The organism is Vibrio sp. M260112 (assembly GCF_036533775.1).
Classification (GTDB): Bacteria; Pseudomonadota; Gammaproteobacteria; order Enterobacterales; family Vibrionaceae; genus Vibrio.
In genome coordinates, this window is record NZ_JATABH010000162.1 from 1 (window position 1) to 1,048 (window position 1,048).

Below are 1,048 nucleotides of genomic sequence, written 5' to 3' on the forward strand. Positions count from 1 at the left end.
TTGCTATAACGACGCCGGATATATGTCGCAAGACCGTCGACCATCAATGTTAATCTCCGTTAAGGGTGCCTATGAAATAGCTTAAAGAAAAGACCGACATTAATTTCAATCAGGCCTTGCGAACAGCGAGGTGACCATATATGTCCTTTTAAGCCTGCTCAGAATGGGGCAAAATAATGTTAGTTGGTACTAGGGGGGACAAGGGTTTGTATCGGTTCTAGTTCGAAGGGAGAGCAAGGCGTACCTTGATGGTACTTCAATTGCCAGCAAGTACCGGTGAAAACCCAAATGGAACAACGTTTAGCATAGTTACTAATTTCTCCACACTCATTTACCAAAGCTGACTCGTACTTTAGTAGCTGAACCGACGGCTCAAGTTGGATACATTCATATTTCTGCGAATGAACTCGGGTGTTTGACGGCTTTTCTGTTGTCATCATTGTGATGACAGAAGCAAAGTCATAAGAGTTCCCAGACTTACCTATTTCAGAAAAACCAGGATGGATCAAACGTTCAATATCCGCTTTATTTTGGCGTGTTTCATATTGGTGTAATTCAATCTCTTGCTCTACGAGAACATCCATTTGACCTCCAAAATATACAAGACTGTAATAACTGCTATCAAACACATAATTAGCTATTAGAATAAGTAGGTCAATAACCGCCTATGTAGCTAGTCAAAAATTTAGGGATAAATCAGATTGAGGCAGAAATGCTTTAGCTTAACGCCCCTCCGAACGACTTGATTTAGACAAAAAACGATCAGACTTTATTGTAACTGACCAAACTTTGTTGTTCGCCGACAGGAACGCCGTTGATTTAGGTGTGTGTCCTGTTAAGCTTGTCCTGTTAAGCTGAGCTTTGCCATATCAATATAAACAATAAAAAAGGCGACCCTAAGGTTAACTCCGATCAGTTAAGTAAATGATCAGTTGAACGATCCTGTGGTTGGTTGAAAATACCCTCAAACATTTCATATTTGAGGGTATTTTTTATGTTGGCTCACTGGCTTATTGATGTTGATGACTTCGCTTCTCCTGATTCACTT

Annotated in this window: 1 protein-coding gene; it reads right to left on the reverse strand. The window is 40.3% G+C overall.

Going from position 1 to position 1,048, the window contains the following annotated elements; translation table 11 throughout:
- Positions 1-179 precede the first annotated feature (179 nt).
- On the reverse strand, positions 180-584 hold the full coding sequence (locus tag QTN95_RS20825; RefSeq protein ID WP_331418875.1) for a nuclear transport factor 2 family protein: 405 nt from the start codon (positions 582-584) through the stop codon (positions 180-182).
- Between the last annotated feature and the right edge of the window lie 464 nt (positions 585-1,048).

Coding starts and splice junctions, on each gene's coding strand:
- QTN95_RS20825 (WP_331418875.1), bottom strand. CDS start 584: ATGGATGTTCTCGTAGAGCAAGAGATTGAATTACACCAATATGAAACA.